At 68.9% G+C, this 21208-nt stretch carries 19 protein-coding genes, 1 tRNA gene and 2 pseudogenes; 9 read left to right on the forward strand and 13 right to left on the reverse strand.

The features are described 5' to 3' along the window. Positions 1–50: 50 nt before the first annotated feature. The 11 genes and pseudogenes from AB0O53_RS06125 to dnaA (AB0O53_RS38400) all read right to left on the reverse strand — a co-directional run. Entirely contained in the window at positions 51–185 is a 135-nt protein-coding gene (locus AB0O53_RS06125; RefSeq protein ID WP_208809277.1) for a DLW-39 family protein, read from the reverse strand. 145 nt (positions 186–330) lie between these two features. After that, positions 331–404, reverse strand: a tRNA-Ile gene (locus AB0O53_RS06130). 117 nt (positions 405–521) lie between these two features. Beyond that, positions 522–1091, reverse strand: a complete 570-nt coding sequence (locus AB0O53_RS06135; RefSeq protein ID WP_403137005.1) for a DUF3566 domain-containing protein — start codon at positions 1089–1091, stop codon at positions 522–524. A gap of 87 nt (positions 1092–1178) precedes the next feature. Then, positions 1179–3800 (reverse strand): DNA gyrase subunit A, encoded by a 2622-nt coding sequence (gene gyrA, locus AB0O53_RS06140; RefSeq protein ID WP_350990376.1) that lies wholly within the window; start codon positions 3798–3800, stop codon positions 1179–1181. 45 nt (positions 3801–3845) lie between these two features. After that, the gene (gene gyrB, locus AB0O53_RS06145) at positions 3846–5867 is read right to left on the reverse strand and encodes a DNA topoisomerase (ATP-hydrolyzing) subunit B (RefSeq protein WP_350990615.1); all 2022 of its coding nucleotides are present in this window, start codon (positions 5865–5867) and stop codon (positions 3846–3848) included. Between the two features lie 305 nt (positions 5868–6172). Next, positions 6173–6709, reverse strand: coding sequence for a DciA family protein (locus tag AB0O53_RS06150; RefSeq protein ID WP_350990378.1), 537 nt, complete (start codon positions 6707–6709; stop codon positions 6173–6175). After that, entirely contained in the window at positions 6706–7842 is a 1137-nt protein-coding gene (recF, locus tag AB0O53_RS06155; protein ID WP_350990380.1) for a DNA replication/repair protein RecF, read from the reverse strand. The genes AB0O53_RS06150 and recF overlap by 4 nt, the downstream gene beginning before the upstream one ends. 70 nt (positions 7843–7912) lie before the next feature. Further along, positions 7913–8788: a phosphogluconate dehydrogenase (NAD(+)-dependent, decarboxylating) gene (gene gnd / locus AB0O53_RS06160; protein WP_136230283.1), complete on the reverse strand. Its 876-nt coding sequence runs from the start codon at positions 8786–8788 to the stop codon at positions 7913–7915. Positions 8789–9034: 246 nt separating this feature from the next. After that, positions 9035–10165 (reverse strand): DNA polymerase III subunit beta, encoded by a 1131-nt coding sequence (gene dnaN, locus AB0O53_RS06165; RefSeq protein WP_350990382.1) that lies wholly within the window; start codon positions 10163–10165, stop codon positions 9035–9037. An 876-nt stretch (positions 10166–11041) separates the two neighbouring features. Beyond that, positions 11042–12217 (reverse strand): annotated as a pseudogene (dnaA, locus tag AB0O53_RS38395) (chromosomal replication initiator protein DnaA); the annotation flags it as partial. 146 nt (positions 12218–12363) lie between these two features. Next, positions 12364–12859: pseudogene (dnaA, locus tag AB0O53_RS38400) on the reverse strand (chromosomal replication initiator protein DnaA); the annotation flags it as partial. 355 nt (positions 12860–13214) lie between these two features. Here dnaA (AB0O53_RS38400) and rpmH point away from each other — a divergent pair. From rpmH to AB0O53_RS06215, 9 genes are all read left to right on the forward strand, one after another. Then, positions 13215–13352 carry a 50S ribosomal protein L34 gene (rpmH, locus tag AB0O53_RS06175; protein ID WP_018547628.1) on the forward strand — a complete coding sequence of 46 codons (138 nt, stop codon included), beginning with the start codon at positions 13215–13217 and terminating at the stop codon, positions 13350–13352. Positions 13353–13373: 21 nt separating this feature from the next. Continuing rightward, the gene (gene rnpA / locus AB0O53_RS06180) at positions 13374–13748 is read left to right on the forward strand and encodes a ribonuclease P protein component (protein ID WP_078848045.1); all 375 of its coding nucleotides are present in this window, start codon (positions 13374–13376) and stop codon (positions 13746–13748) included. Continuing rightward, positions 13745–14026 (forward strand): membrane protein insertion efficiency factor YidD, encoded by a 282-nt coding sequence (yidD, locus tag AB0O53_RS06185; RefSeq protein ID WP_076043740.1) that lies wholly within the window; start codon positions 13745–13747, stop codon positions 14024–14026. Before rnpA ends, yidD begins: the two co-directional genes overlap by 4 nt. Positions 14027–14029: 3 nt before the next feature. Next, positions 14030–15133, forward strand: coding sequence for a membrane protein insertase YidC (yidC, locus tag AB0O53_RS06190; protein WP_350990387.1), 1104 nt, complete (start codon positions 14030–14032; stop codon positions 15131–15133). Between the two features lie 15 nt (positions 15134–15148). Next, on the forward strand, positions 15149–15661 hold the full coding sequence (locus tag AB0O53_RS06195) for a Jag family protein (RefSeq protein ID WP_030025736.1): 513 nt from the start codon (positions 15149–15151) through the stop codon (positions 15659–15661). A gap of 129 nt (positions 15662–15790) precedes the next feature. Next, positions 15791–16507, forward strand: coding sequence for a 16S rRNA (guanine(527)-N(7))-methyltransferase RsmG (gene rsmG / locus AB0O53_RS06200; protein WP_350990389.1), 717 nt, complete (start codon positions 15791–15793; stop codon positions 16505–16507). Positions 16508–16772: 265 nt separating this feature from the next. Next, positions 16773–17861 (forward strand): ParA family protein, encoded by a 1089-nt coding sequence (locus AB0O53_RS06205; RefSeq protein ID WP_078959535.1) that lies wholly within the window; start codon positions 16773–16775, stop codon positions 17859–17861. Beyond that, positions 17858–18958 carry a ParB/RepB/Spo0J family partition protein gene (locus AB0O53_RS06210; RefSeq protein ID WP_365193475.1) on the forward strand — a complete coding sequence of 367 codons (1101 nt, stop codon included), beginning with the start codon at positions 17858–17860 and terminating at the stop codon, positions 18956–18958. The genes AB0O53_RS06205 and AB0O53_RS06210 overlap by 4 nt, the downstream gene beginning before the upstream one ends. A 103-nt stretch (positions 18959–19061) precedes the next feature. Next, positions 19062–19679 (forward strand): GNAT family N-acetyltransferase, encoded by a 618-nt coding sequence (locus AB0O53_RS06215; RefSeq protein ID WP_350990394.1) that lies wholly within the window; start codon positions 19062–19064, stop codon positions 19677–19679. A gap of 69 nt (positions 19680–19748) precedes the next feature. On the opposite strand, the gene trxA is transcribed toward AB0O53_RS06215, so the two are convergent. After that, positions 19749–20090, reverse strand: coding sequence for a thioredoxin (trxA, locus tag AB0O53_RS06220; protein ID WP_030839308.1), 342 nt, complete (start codon positions 20088–20090; stop codon positions 19749–19751). A 62-nt stretch (positions 20091–20152) separates the two neighbouring features. Continuing rightward, entirely contained in the window at positions 20153–21112 is a 960-nt protein-coding gene (gene trxB / locus AB0O53_RS06225) for a thioredoxin-disulfide reductase (RefSeq protein WP_350990396.1), read from the reverse strand. Positions 21113–21208: the final 96 nt, after the last annotated feature.

A 21208-nucleotide genomic window follows, 5' to 3' on the forward strand; every position in this document is an offset into this window, starting at 1 on the left:
AAGCCCCGGCCGCAGCGGCAGCCGGGGCTTCATGAACTCAGCCTTCGGTCTCACACACCGGAACCAGAGGGCACGGAGTCGGTTGCCTCCGTCCACAGGTCCTGCTCGGCGCGGTCCGCCTGGATCTGGCGGTACACGAGGAGCCCGCCGATGGCGGCCAGTGCGACCAGGAGCAGCTTCTTCACCGCGCGACCTCGTCTTTCGTTGACGTAGGGGACTTCTGGCGCCCAACAATACACACCGACCGATACCGATCGGTGACCTGTCGGTCCGCCAACTGGCCCAACGAAGAAGACCCCCAGGCCTTGGGCCTGGGGGTCTTCGACACTGTGGGGCTAACAGGATTTGAACCTGTGGCCTCATCCTTATCAGGGATGCGCTCTAACCAACTGAGCTATAGCCCCTCCGCGCTGCGCGCTGACTCCTGAAGATTAGCGCACAGACCCGGTCAGGCCAAAATCGGTTCCCGGGAGGCGTCTGCGCAGGTCATCCGACCCGTCACCGACGCTTCCCCGGAAGGCCTACTCGTCCTCGGCGAGGGTGAGCTCGACGCCGCCGACGAATCCCGCCGACAGGTTGTAGATGAACGCGCCCAGCGTCGCCAGCGCCGTCGCCAGCACCACGTCGATCACCGCGATCACCGACGTGAAGATCAGCACGCGCGGCAGCGACATGAACGACTGCAGGTCGAACCCGTTGCCCTCGTTCGAGCCGGTCGCCTCGCTGATCGTGCCGCCGACGGTCGAGAAGACGCCCATCGCGTCCATGACCATCCACAGCACCGCCGCCGCCACGATCGTGCAGACGCCCAGCGCGATCGACAACAGGAAGCTGACCTTCATCACCGACCACGGGTCCGCCTTGGCCACCCGCAGCCGCGCCTTGCGCGTCCTGGGGGCCGTACGGACGGCCGTACGCGGCTTGCGCTGGGTGGCGGCCGCGCCGCCGGCGCCGCGCGGGGCACCGGGGCCCGCGGGAGCCGCGTACGCCTGCGGCGGCTGGTAGGGCTGCGCGGGCTTGTCCTGCTCCGCGCCGGCCGCGGTCTCGACCTCGGCGCCGTCCGGTGCCTTCGGTCCTCGGGTGTCCGTCACGGTTCCCCCCTGGGAGTCCGCGGCGGGGCCACGGGCACCGTTCGCTCCAGTCTTGGCCGGTCCGGCGCCCGTGGCTCCACTCACGACTTACTCCTCGTGCTCCCCGGCCGAAGGCTGCGTGCCCTCGGCGCCCTCGACGGCCGGTGCGTCGGCCGCCTCGGTCTCGTTCTCGTCGACCTCGACCTCGTCAGCTTCCTGACCGGCTTCGGCGTTGCGGGCGATGCCGACCACGGCATCGCGCTTGCCCAGGTTGATCAGCTGGACGCCCATGGTGTCACGGCCGGTCTCCCTGACTTCATTGACGCGCGTACGAATCACACCACCGCTGAGCGTGATGGCGAGAATCTCGTCCGTTTCGTCCACCACGAGCGCCCCTACGAGCGACCCGCGGTCCTCCACGATCTTCGCGGCCTTGATGCCCAGACCGCCACGGCCCTGGACGCGGTACTCGTCGACGGCCGTCCGCTTGGCGTAGCCGCCGTCGGTCGCGGTGAAGACGAACGTACCGGGCCGGACCACGCTCATGGAGAGCAGTTCGTCTCCTTCTCGGAAACTCATGCCCTTCACGCCCGAGGTCGCACGGCCCATCGGGCGCAGCGCGTCGTCGGTCGCCGTGAAGCGGATCGACTGCGCCTTCTTGCTGATCAGCAGCAGGTCGTCCTCGGCGGACACCAGCTCGGCGCCGATCAGCTCGTCGGCGGTGCCGTCGGCGCCGTCGGCGCCGGTCTCCCGGAGGTTGATCGCGATGACACCGCCGGAGCGCGGCGAGTCGTAGTCCTTGAGCGCCGTCTTCTTCACCAGGCCGCCCTTGGTGGCCAGGATCAGGTAGGGCGCCGCGTCGTAGTCGCGGATGGCCAGGATCTGCGCGATCTTCTCGTCCGGCTGGAAGGCCAGCAGGTTCGCCACGTGCTGGCCGCGCGCGTCGCGGCCGGCGTCCGGCAGCTCGTACGCCTTGGACCGGTAGACCCGGCCCTTGTTCGTGAAGAACAGCAGCCAGTGGTGCGTGGTGGAGACGAAGAAGTGGTCGACCAGGTCGTCCTGCTTCAGCTTCGTGCCGCGCACGCCCTTGCCGCCGCGCTTCTGCGAGCGGTAGTCCTCGGTCTTGGTGCGCTTGACGTAACCGCCGTGCGTGATGGTGACGACGATGTCCTCTTCGGCGATCAGGTCCTCGATGGACATGTCACCGTCGAAGGGCACCAGCTTGGAACGCCGGTCGTCGCCGAACTTCTCGACGAGCGCGGCCAGTTCCTCGCTCACGATGGAGCGCTGGCGGTCCTCGGAGGCCAGGATCGCGTTGTACTCGTTGATCTTGGCCTGGAGCTCGTCGTGCTCGGCGACGATCTTCTGCCGCTCCAGCGCGGCGAGGCGGCGCAGCTGCATCTCCAGGATCGCGTTCGCCTGGATCTCGTCGATCTCCAGGAGGCCCATCAGGCCCTCGCGCGCGATCTCGACGGTGTTGCTGCGCCGGATCAGCGCGATGACCTCGTCGATCGCGTCCAGCGCCTTGAGCAGACCGCGCAGGATGTGGGCGCGCTCCTCCGCCTTGCGCAGGCGGAACTTCGTGCGCCGGACGATGACCTCGATCTGGTGCGTCACCCAGTGGCGGATGAAGGCGTCGATCGACAGCGTGCGCGGCACGCCGTCCACGAGCGCCAGCATGTTCGCGCCGAAGTTCGTCTGCAGGTCGGTGTGCTTGTAGAGGTTGTTCAGCACGACCTTGGCGACGGCGTCGCGCTTGAGCACGATCACCAGGCGCTGGCCGGTCCGCGAGGAGGTCTCGTCGCGGACGTCGGCGATGCCGCCGATCTTGCCGTCCTTGACGAGGTCGGCGATCTTCTGCGCGAGGTTGTCCGGGTTGGTCTGGTACGGAAGCTCCGTGACCACCAGGCACTGGCGGTTCTGGATCTCCTCGACCTCGACCACCGCGCGCATCGTGATGGAGCCGCGGCCGGTCCGGTACGCCTCCTCGATGCCCTTGCGGCCCACGACGAGCGCGCCGGTCGGGAAGTCCGGGCCCTTGATGCGCTCGATGAGCGCGTCCTGGAGCTCCTCATGCGTCGCGTTCGGGTGCTCCAGCGCCCACTGGGCGCCGGCCGCGACCTCGCGCAGGTTGTGCGGCGGGATGTTGGTGGCCATGCCGACCGCGATGCCGGCGCTGCCGTTGACCAGCAGGTTCGGGAAGCGGGCCGGGAGGACCGTCGGCTCCTGGTTGCGGCCGTCGTAGTTGTCCTGGAAGTCGACGGTCTCCTCGTCGATGTCCCGGAGCATCTCCATGGCCAGCGGCATCAGCTTGCACTCGGTGTAGCGCATGGCGGCCGCCGGGTCGTTGCCCGGGGAGCCGAAGTTGCCGTTGGAGTCCACCAGCGGCATGCGCATCGACCACGGCTGGGCCAGGCGGACCAGGGCGTCGTAGATGGAGCTGTCACCGTGCGGGTGGTAGGTGCCCATGACGTCGCCGACGACGCGGGCGCACTTGTAGAAGCCCTTCTCGGGCCGGTAGCCGCCGTCGTACATCGCGTACAGCACGCGGCGGTGGACGGGCTTGAGGCCGTCCCGCACGTCGGGCAGCGCGCGCGAGACGATGACGGACATCGCGTAGTCGAGGTAGGAGCGCTGCATCTCCGTCTCGAGCCCGACGGGCTCGATGCGCAGCACGGGCTGCTCCTCTTCCGCGGGATTCTCTGCGGTGGGGGTGGTTTCGTCGGCCATTGCTGGTCAGAAATCCTTTCAGGCGGCGGTCAGCGTCGGGCCGACTCAGATGTCGAGGAAGCGGACGTCCTTGGCGTTGCGCTGGATGAAGGAGCGCCGGGCCTCCACGTCCTCACCCATCAGCACCGAGAACAGGTCGTCGGCCTGCGCCGCGTCGTCGAGCGTGACCTGGCCGAGCACGCGGTGGTCCACGTCCATGGTGGTGACGCGCAGTTCCTCGGCGTTCATCTCGCCCAGACCCTTGAAGCGCTGGATCGAGTCTTCCTTGATCCGCTTGCCGTTCTGCTTGCCGAGCTCCACGAGGGCGTCGCGCTCGCGGTCCGAGTACGCGTACTCGAAGTCGTCGCGGCCCCACTTGATCTTGTAGAGCGGCGGGCGCGACAGGTACACGTGACCGGCCTCGACCAGCGGACGCATGAAGCGGAAGAGGAAGGTCAGCAGCAGGGTGTTGATGTGCTGGCCGTCGACGTCGGCGTCCGCCATCAGGATGATCTTGTGATAGCGGAGCTTCTCGATGTCGAAGTCCTCGTGGACGCCGGTGCCGAAGGCGCTGATCAGCGCCTGGACCTCGGTGTTCTGGAGGATCTTGTCGATGCGCGCCTTCTCGACGTTCAGGATCTTGCCGCGGATGGGCAGGATGGCCTGGTACATCGGGTTGCGGCCGGACTTGGCCGAGCCGCCGGCGGAGTCGCCCTCGACGATGAAGATCTCGCACTTGGTCGGGTCGTTCGACTGGCAGTCGGACAGCTTGCCCGGCAGCGAGGCGCTCTCCAGCAGGCCCTTGCGGCGCGTCAGGTCACGGGCCTTGCGGGCCGCGACGCGGGCCGTGGCCGCCTGGATCGCCTTGCGGACGATGTCCGCGGCCTCGACCGGGTTGCGGTCGAACCAGTCGTTCAGGTGCTCGTGGACGACCTTCTGCACGAAGGTCTTGGCCTCCGTGTTGCCCAGCTTGGTCTTCGTCTGGCCCTCGAACTGCGGCTCGCCCAGCTTGACCGAGATGATCGCCGTCAGACCCTCGCGGATGTCCTCGCCGGCGAGGTTGTCGTCCTTCTCGCGGAGCAGCTTCTTGTCCCGCGCGTAGCGGTTGACCAGACCGGTCAGCGCCGCGCGGAAGCCCTCTTCGTGGGTGCCGCCCTCGTGCGTGTGGATCGTGTTCGCGAAGGAGTAGACGCCCTCGGTGTACTGCGAGTTCCACTGCATCGCGATCTCGACCGAGAGCATGCGCTCCTTGTCCTCGGCCTCGACGTCGATGACGGTCGGGTGGATCAGCTCGCCCTTGCGCGAGTTGAGGTACTTCACGAAGTCGACGATGCCGCCCTCGTAGTAGTACTTCACCTTGCGCGCCTGGGGCTCGGCCGTGTCCGCGTCCGGGTCGTCCGCTCCGGCCGTCGCCTTCGCCGACTCGCGCTCGTCCGTCAGCGTCAGGGTCAGGCCCTTGTTCAGGAAGGCCATCTCCTGGAAGCGCCGCGACAGCGTCTCGAAGGAGTACTCGGTCGTCTCGAAGATGTCGCCGTCGGCCCAGAAGGTGACCGAGGTGCCGGTCTCGGCGGTCTCCTCGTTCTTGGCCAGCGGGGCCGTCGGCACGCCCAGCTTGTAGTCCTGGGTCCAGCGGTGGCCGTCCGTCTTGACCTCGACCGCGACCTTGGTCGACAGGGCGTTCACGACGGAGACGCCGACGCCGTGCAGACCGCCGGAGACGGCGTAGCCGCCGCCGCCGAACTTGCCGCCCGCGTGCAGGACCGTCAGGACGACCTCGACGGCCGGCTTGCCCTCGGACGGGACGATGCCGACCGGGATACCGCGACCGTTGTCGACCACGCGCACCCCACCGTCGGCGAGGATCGTCACGTCGATGGTGTCCGCGTGCCCGGCCAGCGCTTCGTCGACCGAGTTGTCGACGACCTCGTAGACGAGGTGGTGCAGACCACGCTCACCCGTCGAGCCGATGTACATACCCGGCCGCTTGCGGACCGCGTCCAGGCCCTCGAGGACCTGGATCGCACTGGCGTCGTAATTCTTCTCGTTGGAGTCGCCGGAATCGGCCACGAAGCGCCCTTTCTGGCACAGCGCAGCCCGTACTCCGGACCAGCAAGTGCGCCGGCGGGAGCGGCCGCGTCGATCTGCGTTGTCTGCGTGATCCCGCGAACGGGCGGGATTTGCTCCAGTCTACCGGTACCACGGACATGAATGGGGGTTTGCCGGTACCTGAGTCCGCATGTGCCGCCCTGAACCTCCTCTCTCCGACTCCCCACATTCGGGGAGGGGCTCAAAGAGGCTCACACGGGCACCCAGCGCTTCGGGCTGTCAACCTCCGGCTACCGTGAGGGACGCCACCCGCAAACGCGGGCACGGAGGCCGTCCGCGGGTGCTACTCACCCGTAGGTATCGCCGGGTCCGGTACTCCCCGGAGCCCGCCAGGGCCCGTAGCCCTTCGGGCGCCCGCCCGGTCCCTGCACCTTGATCAAGCGGACCGTGCCCTGCCCCAGATCCGCATTCAGCCGCGCCACCAGCTGCGGGGCCAGCAGCTTCAGCTGCGCCGCCCACGCCGAGGAGTCGCACCTCACGACCAGCTCACGGTTCTCGTACCGCTGCGGTTCACAGTGCGCCGCGATCTCCGGGCCGACGATCTCGGGCCAGCGCTCCATCACGCCCGCCACCGCCATCGGCATCTCCCAGCCGCGCTCGGTGCGCAGCCGGTCCAGCGCCGCCATCAGCGGCATCGGGTCCCGGCCGTCCGCACGGGCGCCCGACCGCAGCCCCGGCTGCTGCTGGCGCTTCCTGCCGCCCGCCGCGTTGCCCCGGGCCCGCGCCTGCTCGCGCGCCGCCGCCAGGGCCTGGCGGGCCAGGTCCACCCCGGAGGCCTCCGGGGGCCTGCGCCCCTGCTGCGATTCCTTGCCCTGCTCGTTCACAACCGGGTCACCTCACCGCCGGACACCCCGAACCGTGCTCCCACCAGCACGCCGGGCACGTCGTCGTCCACGGCCGCCGTCACGAGCACCTGCTCGCCCGGCGCCACCAGCTCCGCGAGCCGCTCGCGGCGCCGCGCGTCCAGTTCCGCGAAGACGTCGTCCAGGATCAGCACCGGCTCGCTGCCCTCCGAGCGCAGCAGCTCGTAGGAGGCCAGCCGCAGCGCCAGCGCGTACGACCAGGACTCGCCGTGGCTGGCGTACCCCTTGGCGGGCAGCTCCCCCAGCCGCAGGGCCACGTCGTCGCGGTGCGGGCCGACCAGGGTCACCCCGCGCTCGATCTCCTGCTTGCGCACCTCGCCGAGGGCGGCCAGCAGCACCTCGTAGAGGGCCTCACGGGTACGGGCCTCGCCGCTGTCCACCGGCTCGCCGGCCGAGCACTTGTACGCCAGCCCCAGCGGGCCGCCGCCGGGCGCGAGCTGCTCGTAGGCCTTGTCCGCCAGCGGCAGCAGCGTCCCGATCAGGTCCAGGCGCTGCGCGAGCAGCTCGGCGCCCGCGCGGGCGAGGTGCTGGTCCCACACGTCGAGCGTGGACAGGTCCATCGAGCGGCCGCCGTGCCGGCGGGCCATCGCCGCCGACTTCAGCAGGGTGTTGCGCTGCTTGAGGACGCGCTCGTAGTCGGAGCGGACCCCGGCCATCCGCGGGGAGCGCGCGGTGACCAGCTCGTCCAGGAACCTCCGCCGCTCGCCCGGGTCGCCCTTGACCAGGGCCAGGTCCTCCGGCGCGAACAGCACCGTCCGTACGATCCCCAGCACGTCCCGCGGCCTGACCTGCGAGGACCGGTTGATCCGGGCCCGGTTGGCGCGGCCGGGGTTCAGCTCCAGCTCGACCAGCTGCTGACGCTCGCCCTGGGTGACGGCCGCGCGGACGACCGCCCGGTCCGCGCCCATCCGTACGAGCGGGGCGTCCGAGGAGACGCGGTGGCTGCCCAGGGTCGCGAGGTAGCCGACCGCCTCGACGAGGTTGGTCTTGCCCTGGCCGTTGGGTCCCACGAAAGCGGTGACGCCCGGGTCGAGGGGAACCTCGGCCCGGGCGTACGAGCGGAAGTCGGCCAATGAGAGATGCGAGACATGCATGCGGCGCCGACCTCCCCCGGCTTCCCAACTGCTCTTCGTGGTGCTGTGCTGCGTGCCCGCCGCGGGGCGGCTAGGCCTTCTCGACCGCGTGGCCGCCGAACTGGTTGCGCAGTGCGGCGATCATCTTCATCTGCGGGGAGTCCTCCTGGCGCGAGGCGAACCGCGCGAACAGCGACGCGGTGATCGCGGGCAGCGGTACGGCGTTGTCGATCGCCGCCTCCACCGTCCAGCGTCCCTCGCCGGAGTCCTGCGCGAAGCCCTTGAGCCGCTCCAGGTGCTCGTCCTCGTCGAGGGCGTTCACGGCCAGGTCCAGCAGCCAGGAACGGATGACCGTGCCTTCCTGCCAGGAACGGAAGACCTCGCGGACGTCGGTGACCGAGTCCACCTTCTCCAGGAGCTCCCAGCCCTCGGCGTAGGCCTGCATCATGGCGTACTCGATGCCGTTGTGGACCATCTTCGCGAAGTGGCCCGCACCGACCTTGCCGGCGTGCACGGCGCCGAACTCGCCCTCGGGCTTGAGGGCGTCGAAGACCGGCTGGACGCGCGTGACGTGGTCCTTGGCGCCGCCGTACATCAGCGCGTAGCCGTTCTCCAGGCCCCAGACGCCGCCGGAGACACCGCAGTCGACGAAGCCGATGCCCTTGGCCGCCAGCTCCTCGGCGTGCTTCTCGTCGTCCGTCCAGCGGGAGTTGCCGCCGTCGACGACGACGTCGCCGATCGAGAGCAGCTCGCCCAGCTCGTCGATGGTGGACTGCGTCGCCGCGCCGGCGGGGACCATGACCCACACGACGCGGGGGGCCTGCAGGCTGTCCACAAGTTCGCGGAGGCTGTGGACATCCGCGAGGTCCGGGTTGCGGTCGTATCCGATGACGGTGTGGCCTGCGCGGCGGATGCGCTCGCGCATGTTGCCGCCCATCTTGCCGAGACCGACGAGACCAAGCTCCATCAGGTGGTTCCTTAAGCGTTGTGGCCGTCTTTGCCGGGGCAGCCCCGGCCGTGTCCTCGCGGGACGCGCGGGGGGTCGCCCACCGGATCCGAGCCTACGCCGGGCCGCGGAGACGGGCCTCGCGGGCGCTCCATGGCGGCCGGACCGGCTTGCCGGTTTTCCCGGCGCCCTCCCCAGCCTGTGGACGGCGTCGGGCCCGGTCCGCAGCAGCGTGCGAGACCGGGCCCGACGTCGACCGGCAGGGCGTCAGCCGGACAGGCGCACCGGCATGATCAGGTACTTGTAGGCCTCGTCGGCCTCTGCGTCGACCGCCGGGCGGCCGCTGAGCAGCGCGGGCTTCGTCGACGTGGTGAAGCTGAGCTGGGCCACGGGCGAGGCGATCGCGCTGAGGCCGTCCAGCAGGAAGGTCGGGTTGAAGGCGATCGAGATGTCGTCGCCGTCGAGCTGGGCGTCGACCCTTTCCACAGCCTGTGCGTCGTCGGAGGAGCCGGCCTCCAGGATCAGCACGCCCTGCTCGAAGCTGAGGCGGACCGGGGTGTTGCGCTCGGCCACCAGGGCCACGCGCTTGACGGCCTCGACGAACGGGGCGGTCTCGATCACGGCGACGGAGTTGAACTCGGTCGGGAAGAGCGTCCGGTACTTGGGCAGGTCGCCCTCCAGCAGCCGGGTGGTGGTGCGGCGGCCGGCGCCCTCGAAACCGATCAGGCCCTCGCCCGCACCGGAGCCGGAAAGCGCCAGGGTCACGGTGTCACCGCTGGTCAGCGAGTTGGCGATCTCCTGGAGCGTCTTGGCGGGCACCAGGGCCACGGCCGACGCCTCCGGGTTCTCCGGCTTCCACAGGAACTCGCGGACCGCGAAGCGGTAGCGGTCGGTGGAGGCCAGCGTGACGCGGTCGCCCTCGATCTCGATGCGGACACCGGTCAGCACGGGCAGGGTGTCGTCGCGGCCGGCGGCCGTGGCGACCTGCTTGGCGGCGGCGGCGAAGACCTCGCCGGGCACGGTGCCGGTCGCGGTCGGCATCTGCGGCAGCGCCGGGTACTCCTCCACAGGAAGGGTGTGGAGTGTGAACCGCGAGGAGCCGCAGACCACGGTCGCCCGTACACCGTCTGTGGAAATCTCCACCGGCCGGTTGGGGAGGGCGCGGCAGATGTCGGCGAGCAGCCGGCCGGAGACCAGGACCGTGCCGTCCTCCTCGACGTCCGCCTCGACCGAGACGCGGGCCGAGACCTCGTAGTCGAAGCCGGAGAGGCTCAGAGTGCCTTCCTCGGCCTTGAGCAGCAGGCCCGCGAGGACGGGCACCGGCGGCCGGGCCGGGAGGCTACGGGCCGCCCAGGCCACCGCCTCCGCGAGTACGTCGCGCTCCACCCGGATCTTCACCGGAACCGCCTCCTGCTGTTGCTCGCTCGTCTGCCGGCCTTCGTCGTCGGCTCGTCGATGCCTCGACCGATGCCGGGGACCAGTCTGACGTACGGCGCCGACACTCGGTGCGGCCGGCGGTCAAGTCGGGAGCGAGGCGCCGGGACGGACGACCGACGAGTTGTGCACAGGACCTGCTTGAAAACCGAAACCGGCCTAACTCTCTATGGGGGTAGTAGTAGGGCCTGTGGAAACGGTGGATAAGCCCGTCATCGCAGGTCAGAGTGCGTTTTTTATCCACCGACCCTGTGGGTGGCACCGGTGGACAACACGGTGTCCCTGTGGAGAACGAAAAGTTCTGCACAGGCTGTCCCCAGGTGGCCCCGACTACTCCACAGGTGCGTCCCCAGCTTTCCCCCGGTACTCCACAACCCAAACGTCTACATCCGTGTGACGGCTTTCACTCCGGGCGGTGAGAGGGGGTGGCGCGTTGCCGAACAGTGGACAAGGGTGTGGAGAAGTCCGCAGAACCTGTGCACAGCATGAGGGAACCTGTGGGGTGGCGGTGGACAACGACGTGGACAGACCTGTGGACGAGAATTTCGTCCACAGCCTGTGGATGACGCTTGCGCACAATTCCACAGGGTTCTGACCAGGCCTGATGGGTCCTCAACAGCCACCCCTGTGGACAGATTGTGGGCGACGCGGGCAGTCCCCAGGGTGTGGACGGAAGAAAGTCGCCGAATCTGTGGATGAGTTGCTCCCCAGGGGGCGTATTCGAACAGGTCAGGGGCGCACGCACGAAGAAGGGCGCCCCCGTTGTGGACCGGGAGCGCCCTCTGAATGCGTTTGAAGGGACTCTGACGCGGCGCCGGCCGAGCCGACCGGCGCCCGCGCTCAGCCGTTCTTGATGCGGTTGGTCAGCTCCGTGACCTGGTTGTAGATGGAGCGCCGCTCGGCCATCAGAGCGCGGATCTTGCGGTCCGCGTGCATGACCGTGGTGTGGTCGCGGCCGCCGAACTGCGCCCCGATCTTGGGCAGCGACAGGTCGGTGAGCTCCCGGCACAGGTACATGGCGATCTGCCGGGCGGTGACCAGGACCCGGCTGCGAGAGGAGCCGCACAGGTCGTCCACGGTCAGGCCGAAGTAGTCCGCGGTGGCCGCCATGATGTCGCCGGCCGTGATCTCCGGTGCGCTGTCCTCGCCGCCCGGGATCAGGTTCTTGAGGACGTCCTCGGTGAGGCCCAGGTCGACCGGCTGCCGGTTGAGGCTCGCGAAGGCCGTGACGCGGATCAGCGCCCCCTCCAGCTCGCGGATGTTGCGCGAGATGCGGGAGGCGATGAACTCCAGTACCTCCGGCGGGGCGTTGAGCTGCTCCTGGACCGCCTTCTTGCGCAGGATCGCGATGCGGGTCTCCAGCTCGGGCGGCTGGACGTCCGTGATCAGACCCCACTCGAAGCGGTTGCGGAGCCGGTCCTCGAGGGTGACGAGCTGCTTGGGCGGCCGGTCGGAGGAGAGGACGATCTGCTTGTTGGCGTTGTGGAGCGTGTTGAAGGTGTGGAAGAACTCCTCCTGCGTCGACTCCTTGCTCGCGAGGAACTGGATGTCGTCGACGAGCAGGATGTCCATCTCGCGGTAGCGCTTGCGGAACGCGTCGCCCTTGCCGTCGCGGATCGAGTTGATGAACTCGTTGGTGAACTCCTCGGAGCTCACGTACCGCACGCGGGTGCCGGGGTAGAGGCTCCGCGCGTAGTGCCCGATGGCATGCAGCAGGTGCGTCTTGCCGAGGCCCGACTCCCCGTAGATGAAGAGGGGGTTGTAGGCCTTCGCCGGCGCCTCGGCTACGGCCACCGCGGCGGCGTGCGCGAAGCGGTTGGACGCGCCGATGACGAACGTGTCGAAGAGGTACTTGGGGTTCAGCCGGGCGGTCGGCTCCAGCGGGCCCGAGGTGGAGCCGCCGGACGGGGCCGGGGGCGGGGCGGGCCGTCCCGGAGCCTGGCGCGGTGCGGGCTGCTCGTAGGACTGCTGCTCGTATTGATGGGGCTGGTGCGACGGCTGCTGCTGCTCGTACGGGGACTGCTCGTACTGCTGCTGCTGGTGCTGCTGCTGGTCGTAGGAGCCCTTGTCATAGGAGGACTGGTCGTACTGCTGCTGGTCGTAGCCCGAGGGCTCGGACTGCTGGAGGTAGCCGGGCTGCGGGGAGGCGTACGGGTCGCGCTCGGGGAAGCCGCCCAGGCGCGGCTGCTGCCAGCCGTAGTCGTCCTGCTGCCCGCCGCGGGGCCACGCGCCGGGCTCGGGGCGCTGCTGCTGGTACTCCGGATAGGCCGGGCGGGCCGTGGGGAGCTGGTCGTCCGAGGGGCCGCCGCCGCCCGGGCGCTGGCCGCCGTAGGGCTCGTAGCCGCCGGGCTGCTGGACGGGAGGGGCGGCGGGTGCGGGCTCGCCGGCGGAGTCGTCCACCGTGATGGCGATCCGGATGGGGCGGCCGCACTCCCGGCTGAGCGCGTCGCTGATCAGCGGGGCGAGGCGGCCTTCGAGGACGCGCTTGCCCCACTCGTTGGGGACGGCGAGCAGGGCGGTGTCGGCGACGAGTGCCAGGGGCTGACACCGCTCGACCCACTGCTTGTCCTTGGGCTCGATGCCCGGCTGTCCCTCCCCGAGGAGCTTCTCGAGCACCCTTGGCCACACTGCGGCAAGATCGGCAGGTACGTCAGCCACAGAGCACGCTCTCTCACAGGGGTCCCACGAATGTGTGGTTCTTTGGGACGGTCGGGACAAAAAATCCGGGGTCAGGCAACGGTAGTCAGGCCAGAGGCTGCGGTTCAAGTCGTTGTCCACAGCCTGTGCACAGTGTGGGGCAGGGCGGGCTCGGTTTGACCGGATGGCGTAGCCGCGCGTACCGTAACGAGGTCGAGTTGTCGATGGCTGCTGCCGCCTGCCTACCGATGGGCGAAGGTCACTGATAGTGATCATTTAGCGGTGCCACTCGGGCGAACACGCGAGTTTCCTCGTGGGCGCACGGTGACAGCCAGGCGATGTCCCGCCACAACGATTCATTCTCTGGAGCCCCCGAGTGAGCAAGCGCACCTTCCAGCCGAACAACCGCCGTCGTGCCAAGACCCACGGCTTCCGCCTGCGGATGCGTACCCGTGCCGGTCGCGCGATCCTCGCGAACCGTCGTTCCAAGGGCCGCGCCGCCCTTTCCGCGTAACAACGCGCAGGTCGTGACGTCGTGCTGTCTCCCGAGAATCGGCTGAGGCGGCGCGAGGACTTCGCGAGCGCGGTACGCCGAGGACGCCGGGCCGGTCGCCCACTCCTCGTCGTCCACCTACGTACAAGCGGTGCAACGGACCCGCACGAGTCGGGGGAGATCGATCCCTCGTCGCGTGCGGGTTTCGTCGTCAGCAAGGCCGTCGGCAACGCCGTCATACGGAACCGGGTCAAGCGCCGTCTTCGCCATCTGGTCCGCGAGCGGCTGTCGCAGCTGCCCGCCGGTAGCCTGGTGGTGGTACGAGCGTTGCCCGGAGCGGGCGATGCCGGCCCCGATGAACTGGCCCGGGACCTGGATGCCGCTCTGGTGCGGCTCCTGGGAGGCGTGGCTCGATGAAGTACCCGCTGCTCGCTTTGATCAAGCTGTACCAGTGGACGATCAGTCCGCTGCTCGGGCCGGTGTGCCGCTACTACCCGTCGTGTTCGCACTACGGGTACACGGCCATCGACCGGCATGGTGCGGTGAAGGGGACAGCGCTGACCGCCTGGCGGATCCTGCGGTGCAATCCGTGGTCCCCGGGTGGCGTGGACCATGTCCCACCCCGTAAACGCCCGCGTTGGCACGAGCAGCTGCGCAGTGCGTTGCGTAGATCTCGCAATGCTCAAGGAGCCTGATTAGTGGACACGATCGCCGGTCTGTTCAGCTTTATCACCACACCCGTTTCCTGGATCATCGTCCAGTTCCACTCGCTGTACGGGGCGGTCTTCGGGCCGGACAGTGGATGGGCCTGGGGCCTGTCCATCGTGTCCCTGGTGGTCTTGATCCGCATCTGCCTGATCCCGCTCTTCGTGAAGCAGATCAAGGCGACGCGTGGCATGCAGGCGCTCCAGCCGAAGATGAAGGCGATCCAGGAGCGCTACAAGAACGACAAGCAGCGTCAGTCCGAAGAGATGATGAAGCTGTACAAGGAGACGGGTACCAACCCGCTCTCCTCGTGCCTTCCCATCCTGGCGCAGTCCCCGTTCTTCTTCGCGCTCTACCACGTGCTGGCGAACATCGCCGACGGCAAGACCATCGGCGTCCTGAACCAGCAGCTCGTCGACAGCGCCCGTGAGGCCAAGATCTTCGGCGCGCCGATCGCCGCCAAGTTCATGGACAGCTCCGAGAAGGTCGCCGCTCTCGGCGCCTCGCTCACGGACGTCCGGGTCGTGACCGCGGTCATGATCGTCATGATGTCGCTGTCGCAGTTCTACACCCAGCGTCAGCTGATGCAGAAGAACGTCGACCTGTCGGTCAAGACGCCGTTCATGCAGCAGCAGAAGATGCTGATGTACATCTTCCCGGTGATCTTCGCGGTCATGGGTATCAACTTCCCCGTCGGTGTCCTCGTCTACTGGCTGACCACCAACGTCTGGACCATGGGTCAGCAGATGTACGTGATCAACCAGAACCCGACGCCGGGCAGCAAGGCGCAGGACCAGTACCTGACGCGGCTGCTCAAGCACGCCACCTCGCACGGTGAGGTCAAGGGCCGGGGCAAGAAGAAGATCGTCGCTGCCATCGTGGCCAAGGGGCCGGACCGCAACGACAACGAGCGGAAGTTCATCACGGCCCTCTCGAAGCAGGGTCTGGCCGCCCAGGCGGACGGCTCCGTGATCAAGAGTTCCGAGGGCACGGCGGATTCGGACGCAGCGAGCGGCGGTGCCGCGAAGCGGCAGCAGCCGAAGCGGCAGACGAAGTCGCAGCGCCAGACGCCCAGCAAGCCCTCTCCCAAGAAGTAAGAAGGAGTCCCTCCCGTGACGGAAGGCACCACCACCGCCGCCGCTGAGAGTGGCGACACCCTGACCCGCCTCGAGCAGGAGGGTGAGATCGCGGCCGACTACCTCGAGGGTCTGCTGGACATCGCAGACCTGGACGGCGACATCGACATGGACGTCGAGGCCGACCGTGCCGCGGTGTCGATCGTCAGTGACTCCGCCAGCCGCGACCTGCAGAAGCTCGTGGGCCGCGACGGTGAGGTCCTGGAGGCCCTGCAGGAGCTGACCCGCCTGGCCGTCCACCGGGAGACCGGGGACCGCAGCCGGCTGATGCTCGACATCGCCGGGTTCCGCGCGAAGAAGCGCGAGGAGCTGGCGGCCCTGGGCGCGAAGGCGGCGGCGGATGTGAAGGCGTCCGGCGAGCCGCTGAAGCTGGCTCCCATGACCCCCTTCGAGCGGAAGGTCGTCCACGACGCTGTGGCGGCCGCCGGTCTGCGGAGCGAGTCCGAGGGCGAGGAGCCGCAGCGCTTCGTCGTTGTGCTCCCGGCCTGATCGCCAGCATGAGTGTTCGGCCCCGTCTGTATCGCAGGCGGGGCCGATGTTTGTCAGCCTGGCAAGTGAACGACGCGGCATCTTGAATACGTGGTCTTCGGGACCACGAGGTACGGAAGGACGGTCCCCGTGACGGAGGCAGCTGAGCTTCCCGAGGCGCCCGAAGAGGCGCGCGCGGTGTTCGGTGAGTTTTTCCCGGAAGCTGTGCGGTATGCGGAGCTGCTCGCGGACGCGGGAGTCAAGCGCGGCCTGATCGGGCCGCGCGAGGTGCCGCGGCTCTGGGAGCGGCACCTGCTGAACTGCGCAGTCCTGTCGGAAGTGGTGCCCCAGGGCGTCACCGTGTGCGACGTGGGCTCGGGCGCGGGTCTGCCCGGCATCCCGCTGGCGCTGGTGCGGCGGGATCTCAAGATCACCCTGCTGGAGCCGCTGCTGCGGCGGACCACCTTCCTTCAGGAAGCCGTGGAGCTGCTGGGCCTCGACCACGTCACCGTGGTGCGCGGGCGGGCCGAGGAAGTCCTCGGCAAGCTCCAGCCGGTGCACGTGGTGACGGCGCGGGCCGTGGCTCCGCTGGACCGGCTGGCCGGCTGGGGCGTTCCCCTGCTGCGCCCCTACGGCGAGATGCTGGCGCTGAAGGGCGACACCGCCGAGGAGGAGCTGGTGTCGGCCAAGACGGCGCTGACGAAGCTCGGTGTGGTGAAGACCTCGGTGCTGCAGGTGGGCGAGGGACGCGTGGACCCGCTGTCGACGGTGGTCCGGGTCGAGGTCGGAGAAAGCCCCGGTGGGGTGAGGTTCGCGGCCAAGCGGGCTAAGGCTGCCCGGGTCGGACGGACGCGCCGGCGTCGTTGATTCGCTGGTTCTGTGGGGCCCGCGCGGAGATTTCGTCTGCGTTGGGCCCTATAGGTATGCATTTCGGAGTGTCGTAGGGGCCTGAAGACTCCGTCCGGGCATCGTGTTTCACGTGAAACGTCGCTCTCTGCTGCACGGAATCATCAGCCGCGGTCGTGCGGCTGCGTCCCCCCTCCAGCGCAAGGACGCAAGGGGGACGGAGTTGTCCACATCGGTGGATTCATCCACAGGAGTACGGGCCCCGCTGGTTCGCGACCCCGGTGACATGGCAGGCTCTGTTCATCGCGAGCCTGATGTCGAGGAGAGTGACACCGTGCGGTCCGACGCCAACCTCGCGGGGCCGATGGCCGACCCGGTCCCCGGTCCCCGCTCTGAACCGGTGGGTGAGGATGTTTCACGTGAAACATCGCCCCCGCCCCTTGTAGACAACGAGACCCCCATCGGTCGATCCGCCCAGCTGGCGGTGGAGGCGATGGGGCGCTCCGGTGCAGCCATGCCGCGCCCGGATCAGACCCGTGTCATCGTGGTCGCCAACCAGAAGGGCGGCGTGGGCAAGACCACGACGACCGTGAACCTGGCGGCCTCGCTGGCTCTGAACGGAGCACGGGTCCTCGTGGTCGACCTCGACCCGCAGGGGAACGCGTCCACCGCACTGGGCATCGATCACCACGCGGACGTGCCCTCCATCTACCACGTGCTCGTGGACAGCAGGCCGCTGCTGGAGGTCGTCCAGCCGGTGGTCGACGTGGAGGGGCTCTTCTGCGCTCCGGCCACGATCGATCTGGCGGGTGCGGAGATCGAGCTGGTGTCGCTGGTGGCGAGGGAGAGCCGTCTCCAGCGGGCGATCCAGGCGTACGACCAGCCACTCGACTACATCCTGATCGACTGCCCGCCCTCGCTCGGCCTCCTGACGGTGAACGCCCTGGTGGCCGGCGCCGAGGTGCTGATCCCGATCCAGTGCGAGTACTACGCGCTGGAGGGCCTGGGCCAGCTGCTGCGCAACGTCGATCTGGTGCGGGCCCACCTGAACCCGGCCCTCCACGTGTCGACCATCCTGCTGACGATGTACGACGGCAGGACCCGGCTCGCATCGCAGGTGGCGGACGAGGTGCGCAGCCACTTCGGCAAGGAGGTGCTCCGGACGAGCATCCCCCGGTCGGTGCGTATCTCCGAGGCGCCGAGCTACGGGCAGACGGTGCTCACGTACGACCCGGGTTCCAGCGGTTCTCTCTCCTATCTGGAGGCGGCGCGAGAGATCGCGTATCGGGGGGTCGGAATGCAGTACGAGTCCCAGCACGCCCATCTGGGCGCGGGCATGAACAGCACGCAGAGTATGGCGGAGGGGATCCAGTGAGTGAGCGACGTAGAGGTCTGGGACGGGGGCTCGCCGCACTGATCCCGCAGGCTCCGCAGGAGAAGACGCTGCCGGCGAGCAATGCCGGGTCCGCGTCTCCGACGGCGGTTCCGGAGATGGCGTCCGAGCGGGGAATCGCGGCGGCGAAGCTGGCGGCGCTGGCGCAGGCCGATGTTTCACGTGAAACATCGCTCGCCGTGCTCCCGGTGGCCGAGCCGGAGCCGGCCCCGGAGCCCGAGGCCGAGGTGAACACGGTGGCGGGAGCGACGTTCGCGGAGCTCCCGATGGACACGATCACCCCGAACCCGCGTCAGCCGCGCGAGGTGTTCGACGAGGACGCACTCGCGGAGCTGGTCACCTCCATTCAGGAGGTGGGCCTGCTCCAGCCGGTGGTGGTGCGCCAGTCGGCACCCGGCCGGTACGAGCTGATCATGGGTGAGCGGCGTTGGCGTGCCTGCAGGGAAGCCGGACTGGAGGCCATTCCGGCGATCATCCGTGCGACGGACGACGAGAAGCTGCTGCTGGACGCCCTGCTGGAGAACCTGCACCGGGCTCAGCTCAACCCGCTGGAGGAGGCTGCCGCCTACGACCAGCTGCTCCAGGACTTCAACTGCACGCACGACCAGCTGGCCGACCGGATCGGCCGTTCGCGTCCCCAGGTGTCCAACACCCTGCGACTGCTGAAGCTGTCGCTGCCGGTGCAGCGCCGGGTGGCCGCCGGGGTGCTCTCGGCGGGGCACGCGCGGGCGCTGCTCTCGGTGGAGGACTCCGCGGAGCAGGATCGGCTGGCACACCGGATCGTGGCCGAGGGCCTGTCGGTGCGCGCGGTCGAGGAGATCGTGACGCTGATGGCCTCGGAGCCGTCGAGCACGGTGAAGCCGAAGGGGCCGCGTGCAGGAGCCCGGGTGTCGCCGGCGCTCAGCGAGCTGGCGACGCGGCTGTCGGACCGGTTCGAGACCCGGGTGAAGGTGGACCTGGGCCAGAAGAAGGGCAAGATCACCGTCGAGTTCGCTTCGATGGAGGATCTGGAGCGGATTCTGGGAACGCTGGCACCGGGCGAGGGCCGGGTGCTGGATCAGGGCCTCTCCGGGGAGTGATCCCCAAGTAGGCCGAGGGGCGGATCCCGCCGGTGTGAACCGGTGTGATCCGCCCCTTCGCTTTGCTGTCGAAGAACGATGGACCAGTGGATACGATGCGGTCATGGGTCGTCGGCTGGTACCGCTCACCTTGGACAACCTCCAGGACCTGCCTCGACGTTGCCGGTCCTGCGTCTTCTGGGAACTGGATCCGGTCAGCGGTGAGGCCGCTGTGAAGGCGGGTACTTCGGAGACGGAGAAGGAGGCGTGGATCTCCGCCGTTCTGCTGGAGTGGGGATCCTGCGGCCGTGTGGTCTACGTGGACGAGGTGCCCGTGGGCTTCGTGCTCTACGCGCCGCCGGCGTACGTCCCCCGGGCCACCGCCTTCCCGACGAGTCCGGTCTCACCGGACGCCGTTCAGCTGATCACCGCCTGGATCATGCCCGGATACCAGGGGCAGGGGCTGGGCCGGGTCATGGTGCAGACGGTGGCCAAGGATCTGCTGCGCAGGGGGTTCCGGGCGATCGAGGCGTTCGGGGACGCACGGTGGGAGGGCCCGGCCTGCCTGCTGCCGGCGGACCATCTCCTGGCCGTGGGCTTCAAGACCGTGCGTCCTCATCCGTCGCGTCCCCGGCTGCGGCTGGAGCTGCGGTCGACCCTGTCCTGGAAGGAAGACGTCGAGCTGGCCCTGGACCGGCTGCTGGGCGGCGCGCGCAAGGAGCCGGCCCTACGGCCGCTCTGACGGAGTACGGGAAACGGGCCCGCCCCCTCCGAGGGGGCGGGCCCGTTCCACGTGGAACACCGGCCGTCGTCAGGCGGTCTTGACCTCGACGAAGTCGGCGAGGTCCCGCAGGATGGCGGCCTTCGGCTTGGCGCCGACGATGGTCTTGGCGACCTCGCCGCCCTGGTAGACGTTGAGCGTCGGGATGGACATGACGCCGTACTTGGCGGCGGTGGCCGGGTTCTCGTCGATGTTGAGCTTGACGATCTCGATCTGGTCGCCGTACTCGGCGGCGATGGCCTCGAGGGACGGCGCGATCTGGCGGCACGGTCCGCACCAGGCGGCCCAGAAGTCGACCAGTACGGGCTTGTCGCTCCTGAGGACCTCGGCGTCGAAGTCGGCGTCGGTCACGTTCTTGAGGGTGCCGGCCACAGCGGCCTCCTTGTTCTTCCTGCGGGGTGGGGTGTGGGGCTGGTGCGGGGGGTGGGGACCGGTCAGACCGCCGCGTGCGCCTTCTCGGCATCCGCGAGGGCGGCGAGGAAGCGCTCGGCGTCGAGGGCGGCGGAGCAGCCGGTGCCCGCGGCCGTGATGGCCTGACGGTACGTGTGGTCCACGACGTCGCCGGCGCCGAAGACACCGGTGACGCTGGTACGGGTGGAGGGGGCGTCGACCTTGAGGTAGCCCTCGTCGTCGAGGTCGAGCTGGTCCTTGAAGAGTTCGGTGCGCGGGTCGTGGCCGACGGCGATGAACAGGCCGGTCACGGGCAGCTCGGAGGTCTCACCGGTCTTGGTGTTGCGCAGGGTGAGGCCGGAGAGCTTCTGCTCGCCGTGGATCTCGGCGACCTCGCTGTCCCAGGCGAACTTGATCTTCGGGTCGGCGAACGCGCGGTCCTGCATGGCCTTGGAGGCGCGCAGGCTGTCCCGGCGGTGGACGATGGTGACGGACTTGGCGAACCGGGAGAGGAAGGTCGCCTCCTCGATCGCGGTGTCGCCGCCGCCGACGACGGCGATGTCGTGGTCCTTGAAGAAGAACCCGTCACAGGTGGCGCACCAGGAGACGCCGCGGCCGGAGAGGGCGTCCTCGTTGGGCAGGCCCAGCTTGCGGTGCTGCGAGCCGGTGGTCACGATGACGGCCTTCGCGCGGTGCACGGTGCCGGCGGTGTCGGTCACGGTCTTGATCTCGCCGGTGAGGTCCACGGCCACGATGTCGTCCGGGACCAGCTCGGCGCCGAAGCGCTCGGCCTGGCCGCGCATGTTGTCCATCAGGTCCGGGCCCATGATGCCGTCCTGGAAACCGGGGAAGTTCTCCACCTCGGTGGTGTTCATCAGCGCGCCACCGGCGGTGACGGCGCCTTCGAAGACCAGGGGCTTGAGCGAAGCGCGTGCGGTGTACAGGGCGGCGGTGTAACCGGCCGGCCCGGAGCCGATGATGATCACGTTTCGAACGTCGCTCACGGGTTTCTTCCTCGTCTCTGCGGACTGCGTGCTGCCTACCGGGGGCCGGTGCGGACTCTCACCCCACCCAACGGATCCTACGGCGCCCGCATTCCC

This window comes from Streptomyces erythrochromogenes, from assembly GCF_040684695.1.
GTDB classification, from domain to species: Bacteria; Actinomycetota; Actinomycetes; order Streptomycetales; family Streptomycetaceae; genus Streptomyces; species Streptomyces erythrochromogenes_C.